This window comes from Mesorhizobium sp. M7A.F.Ca.CA.002.09.1.1, assembly GCF_003998555.1.
Classification (GTDB): Bacteria; Pseudomonadota; Alphaproteobacteria; order Rhizobiales; family Rhizobiaceae; genus Mesorhizobium; species Mesorhizobium ciceri.
This window is the reverse complement of sequence record NZ_RZRR01000348.1, coordinates 1-5,331: the sequence shown is the minus strand read 5'-3', so window position 1 is coordinate 5,331 and position 5,331 is coordinate 1. Positions and strand designations below refer to the sequence as shown.

At 60.5% G+C, this 5,331-nt stretch carries 5 protein-coding genes; 2 read left to right on the top strand and 3 right to left on the bottom strand.

Annotated features, from left to right (window positions below):
* The 3 genes from EN994_RS16510 to clpP form a co-directional block, all read right to left on the bottom strand.
* Positions 1-337: LON peptidase substrate-binding domain-containing protein (locus tag EN994_RS16510; protein ID WP_206530412.1), on the bottom strand; the 337-nt coding region annotated here is incomplete at its 3' end.
* Positions 338-643: 306 nt separating this feature from the next.
* On the bottom strand, positions 644-1,918 hold the full coding sequence (clpX, locus tag EN994_RS16505) for an ATP-dependent Clp protease ATP-binding subunit ClpX (protein ID WP_013532190.1): 1,275 nt from the start codon (positions 1,916-1,918) through the stop codon (positions 644-646).
* Positions 1,919-2,215: 297 nt separating this feature from the next.
* Positions 2,216-2,845, bottom strand: a complete 630-nt coding sequence (gene clpP, locus EN994_RS16500; protein ID WP_013532191.1) for an ATP-dependent Clp endopeptidase proteolytic subunit ClpP — start codon at positions 2,843-2,845, stop codon at positions 2,216-2,218.
* Between the two features lie 338 nt (positions 2,846-3,183).
* Here clpP and EN994_RS16495 point away from each other — a divergent pair, with 338 nt between their 5' ends.
* The gene (locus EN994_RS16495; protein WP_063167790.1) at positions 3,184-3,774 is read left to right on the top strand and encodes a hypothetical protein; all 591 of its coding nucleotides are present in this window, start codon (positions 3,184-3,186) and stop codon (positions 3,772-3,774) included.
* Between the two features lie 49 nt (positions 3,775-3,823).
* The gene (locus EN994_RS16490; protein WP_063167789.1) at positions 3,824-5,203 is read left to right on the top strand and encodes a pyridoxal-dependent decarboxylase; all 1,380 of its coding nucleotides are present in this window, start codon (positions 3,824-3,826) and stop codon (positions 5,201-5,203) included.
* Positions 5,204-5,331 lie beyond the last annotated feature (128 nt).

The following is a 5,331-nucleotide window of genomic DNA, read 5'->3' as shown; positions in this document are numbered from 1 at the left end:
CGTGGAGATCGGGACGGTCGGTGCACGAGACGATTTTCGCACGCGAGGCGCCCTCGACGAGAACCTTGACGGTGCCGTCGGGCAGCTTGAGCAATTGCAGCACATTGGCGAGCGTGCCGATGTCGAAAATGGCATCGGGCTCGGGATCGTCATCAGCGACATTCATCTGGGTGGCAAGCAGGATCTGCTTTTCCTGACCCATCACCTCTTCCAGCGCCTTGATCGACTTCTCACGCCCGACGAAGAGCGGAACGATCATGTGCGGGAACACCACGATGTCGCGCAGTGGGAGAACTGCGAAGACGCCGTCGCTGGGTGCCTTGGATACTTTGGCCATTGTCCAACCTTTCATGTCGCGGCCGCTAATTGAGCCAACCGCGAATCTTATATTAACGACCGGGGATCGTTCCGCCTACCACCGTTTGTGACGGGAGTTTTACAGCACAGAAATCGGGCACCTCGGCCTTCTCCAGTTAGTTGGATGCACGACCCCCAAAGATCAAGGGGCGTGTCCAAATCCGCACTCCCAACCCGTCCGCGAGTGACACATTTGCGACGCCAGCCCGTACGCCGCGCAAAACCGCTGTGCGACAGCAAAACGGCGCCTTGCGGCGCCGTTTCAGAATTTCGCTGCGGGCTCATGTCAGGCGCTGACATTGCCCTTCTTTTCCTTCTGCTCGGAGTAGATGTAGAGCGGCCGGGCACTGCCGGTCACCACCTCCTCCGAAATCACCACTTCGCGCACGCCTTCGAGTGCGGGAAGCTCGAACATCGTGTCGAGCAGGATCGCCTCCATGATCGAACGCAGGCCGCGCGCGCCGGTCTTGCGCTCAATAGCGCGCTTGGCGATCGCCGAAAGAGCGTTCTCATGGAAGGTCAGGTCGACATTTTCCATCTCGAACAGCCGCTGATACTGCTTGACCAGCGCGTTCTTCGGCTCGGTCAGGATCTGGATCAGCGCCGGTTCGTCGAGATCTTCCAGCGTCGCCAGGACCGGCAGACGGCCGACAAACTCAGGGATAAGACCGAACTTCAACAGGTCCTCGGGCTCGACCAGGCGGAAAACATCGCCAGTGCGGCGATCCTCCGGCGAAGCGACGACCGCGCCGAAGCCGATCGACGTCTTGCGGCCGCGATCCGAGATGATCTTGTCCAGCCCGGCGAAGGCGCCGCCGCAGATGAACAGGATGTTGGCTGTATCGACCTGCAGGAATTCCTGCTGCGGGTGCTTCCTGCCGCCCTGTGGCGGCACGGAGGCGACGGTGCCTTCCATGATCTTCAAGAGCGCCTGCTGCACACCCTCGCCCGACACGTCGCGGGTGATCGAGGGATTGTCCGACTTGCGCGAAATCTTGTCGATTTCGTCGATGTAGACGATGCCGCGCTGGGCGCGCTCGACATTGTAGTCGGCCGACTGCAACAGCTTCAGGATGATGTTTTCGACGTCCTCGCCGACATAGCCGGCTTCGGTCAGCGTCGTCGCGTCAGCCATGGTGAACGGCACGTCGATGATGCGGGCCAGCGTCTGCGCGAGCAGCGTCTTGCCGCAACCGGTCGGGCCGATCAAAAGGATGTTGGACTTCGCCAGTTCGACATCGTTGTTCTTGCCGGCATGCGCGAGGCGCTTGTAGTGATTGTGGACCGCCACCGACAGCACGCGCTTGGCGTAGGGCTGACCGATGACATAGTCGTCGAGAACCTTGAGGATCTCCTGCGGTGTCGGCACGCCTTCGCGCGACTTCACCATCGAGGTCTTGTTCTCTTCACGGATGATGTCCATGCAGAGCTCGACGCACTCGTCGCAGATGAAGACCGTCGGACCGGCGATCAGCTTGCGCACTTCGTGCTGGCTTTTGCCGCAAAACGAGCAGTAAAGCGTGTTCTTGGAATCGCCGCTGTTGTTGCCGACCTTGCTCATTTTCATGTCCTTTCATGGCCGCCCGCCGATGGTCTGGCTGAAAGGGCGCATACTCTATCTATCGCGGGAATCCGCCGCCGCCAGTGTGTCCCGGCTCCCGCAACGCATTCCGTACGAAACACAAATCAGAAAACGTGGCAATGATTCGCGACAACCCCGCATAAAGCTAAGCCGCCGAAACTCAACATAGCCTTAACGTAGGCAATCCTGTCCCCCGAGGGAACAGCCAATTGTGGCCGAAATGCCGCAAGACGCGCCAAAAGCGCGTGATGGTGCCATCCAACTGCCAACTTGCCTTTATGCCAGCGCCCCTTCGGCCGCCTCGCGCGACGAAATGACCTTGTCGATGAGGCCGAAATCCTTGGCTTCGTCGGCGGTCATGAAATGATCGCGGTCGAGCGTTTTCTCGATCTCTTCATAGCTCTTGCCGGTGTGCTTGACGTAGACCTCGTTGAGGCGACGCTTCAGCTTGATGATATCCAGGGCATGGCGCTCGATGTCGGACGCCTGGCCCTGAAAGCCGCCGGAAGGCTGGTGAACCATGATGCGGGCGTTCGGCGTGGCAAAGCGCATGTCCTTGTGACCGGCAGTCAGGAGCAGCGAACCCATCGAAGCCGCCTGGCCGATGCAGAGCGTCGACACGGCCGGCTTGATGAACTGCATGGTGTCGTAGATCGCCATGCCCGAGGTGACGACGCCGCCCGGCGAATTGATGTAGAGGTTGATTTCCTTCTTCGGATTCTCAGCTTCGAGGAACAAAAGCTGCGCGCAGACCAGCGTCGCCATGCCGTCCTCGACCGGACCGGTGATGAAAATGATGCGCTCCTTGAGGAGGCGCGAGAAAATGTCGTAGGCCCGCTCGCCGCGATTGGTCTGTTCGACCACCATCGGAACGAGGTTCATGTAGGTTTCGACGGGGTTCTTCATCAGGTATCTCTTATCTCGCGGTGGGATTCCGGCGCCGGGAATGCCGGCAGATCGGGCAGAATCGGTTCTGGATCGGTATTCCGTAAATAGGATGCCGGCTCGTCCTTGTGCAAGGCCGACCCCTCCTAGCCATCTGGGTAAGTCGAATCAAGCTTTCTGACCAAGGATTCGCGGCGGCGGATGCTTCCGCGGGTCCGGAGCCGCATCGCCGGCCCCGCAACGTAGCAGTTTCTTAACCGCGTCACTTAACGAAATGCGCCGAAACCGCTTTTTTCCGAGACGGCTTCCTCTACAATTCAACGTTGAACTTATGCATAGAGTTCAACAGGGGGAGTGCCATGCCCGGGAAAACCGCATGCTTCACCATTGCCGGCCTGACCGTGCTCGGCACGATTTCGCAGACGGCGGCCGGCGGCCGCGCCGTCGAATGCTATGAACCCGTCCGCAGTCCGGCCGTCTATGACACGGTCTATGAAGACGTGATGATCAGTCCGCCCGGTCAGCAGGTCGACTATATCGCCCCTATCTTTGGCACGCGCGAGCGCGTCGTGATGACCGTTCCGGCGCAAGTGACCTACCAGATCGTACCGGCCGTCACCCGCACCGTCTACCGTACGGTCCGGGTCGATGGCGGCGGCTATTCCTGGGAATGGCGCGTCATCCATGGCCGCAAGGTGCTGTGCAAGGTATGGCACAAGGCGCGCTACGAACGCGTCGCAGAGACCATCGTGATCCAGCCCGAACGCACGCGGCGCGTCGTCATTCCCGCACAATATGACAGCATCGCCGAGGAGGTGCTGGTGCGGCCGGAACAAAGGCGCGTCATCGATGTCCCCGCCTCCTACCAGACCGTCGCGCGTCGTGTGTTGGTCCGGGAAGGCTCATCCAGTTGGCGGCGGGTGCATATTCCCAGGCATTGCCAGGATTAGCGCGCATGGCGTAACCTGCGTCGCAGCGGATCTCCGTTGGGCTGAGGGCATGCGCGACCTGGAAATTTCCAATCAGGAATTGTCAGACCTTGCCGAAGAAGCCTTGGCGCTTGCCAAAGCTTATTGGGCCTCCCTCGAGGAACGTCGGACGTATCCCACGACCAGCGGCAAACAGACGACGGAACTCTTCTCGCGGCCTTGGCAGGAGAGCGGTCGTGGTCGGGAAGTCTTGCAGGATTTCAAGTCGATAGCGGAGCATGTGCGGCCTTCAACCGGCAGGTTCTTCGGTTATGTCGTCGGCTCCGGCGAACCGATCGGCGCGCTGGGGGAATTGCTGGCTGCGGTGCTCAATCAGAATGTGACGTCGTGGCGCTCGGCACCGGCTGCGACATCGATCGAACGCGCCGTCGTCGAATGGTTGGCGGAGGCTGTCGGTTGCCCCGGATTTACAGGCAGCCTGTGCGGCGGCGGCTCGACGGCGAACCTCATGGCCCTGGCGATGGCGCGGGAAGCGAAGCTGCCAGCCAACGAAACAGGCGTGCGACCGTGCGTGATCTATGCTTCCGAGCAAGTGCACATGTCCATTCCCAAGGCCGTCGCGCTGTTGGGGATCGGTAGAAAAAATCTCCGTTTGATCCCTGTCGACGACAAATTCAGGATGCGGACGGATGCCCTCCAGGCGGCTATTGCCGCCGACCGCGCCATCGGCAACATGCCCATCGCCATCGTGGCCACGGTCGGCACCATCATCTCCGGTGCGATCGATCCCCTTCCCGAAATCGCAGACATTGCCCGTAGGGAAGCGTTGTGGATGCATGTCGATGGGGCCTATGGGGGACTGGCGGCGCTGGCCGTCCCGGAAAAGTTCCAGGGACTGTCTTTGGCGGATTCGCTGTCGCTCGATGCGCACAAATGGCTCTATCAGCCACTCGATTGCGGCTGCCTGCTCAATCGCCACCCAGACATTGCGCGCACGACTTTCTCGCACAGCGACGACTACGTCAGGATATTGAGCGAAGACCCAACGGAAGCATTTGCATTCTTTGAAGAGTCGATCGAACTGTCTCGGCGCTTCCGTGCGCTGAAGCTCTGGATGTCGCTGCAGTATCACGGGCGCCGTGCCTATCGCGAAGCCATCGCGCGCGATCTCTACCATGCCCAGATGCTGGCACAGGCAATCGCTTCACAGCCGGAGCTTGAGCAGCTTGCGCCGGTATCGCTAAGCGCGGTCTGTTTCCGTCACCGCTCTAAGGACAATGAAGCGATCCTGCGCCGTGTGATCGCGCGCGGCCGCGTGTATCTGTCGAATGCAACGATCAACGGTCAATTCGCGCTGCGGGCGTGTTTCGTCAATCACAGGACGACCTTGGATGACGTTCGGGCGATTGTGTCCGAAGTCATTGCCGCCGCAGACGAACTCAATCATTGAACCGCTGCGGATTTGGCCTCGTGTTTCAGGCGACCTCCGCCCGCAGCCATGCCTTCAGACCGGCGATATCCCCATCGCCGACAGCAGCGGCAACGCGCCTGCCGACCCCCGCGCCGAACTTGTAGCCG

Coding starts and splice junctions, on each gene's coding strand:
- clpX (WP_013532190.1), bottom strand. CDS start 1,918: ATGAGCAAGGTCGGCAACAACAGCGGCGATTCCAAGAACACGCTTTAC.
- clpP (WP_013532191.1), bottom strand. CDS start 2,845: ATGAAGAACCCCGTCGAAACCTACATGAACCTCGTTCCGATGGTGGTC.
- EN994_RS16495 (WP_063167790.1), top strand. CDS start 3,184: ATGCCCGGGAAAACCGCATGCTTCACCATTGCCGGCCTGACCGTGCTC.
- EN994_RS16490 (WP_063167789.1), top strand. CDS start 3,824: ATGCGCGACCTGGAAATTTCCAATCAGGAATTGTCAGACCTTGCCGAA.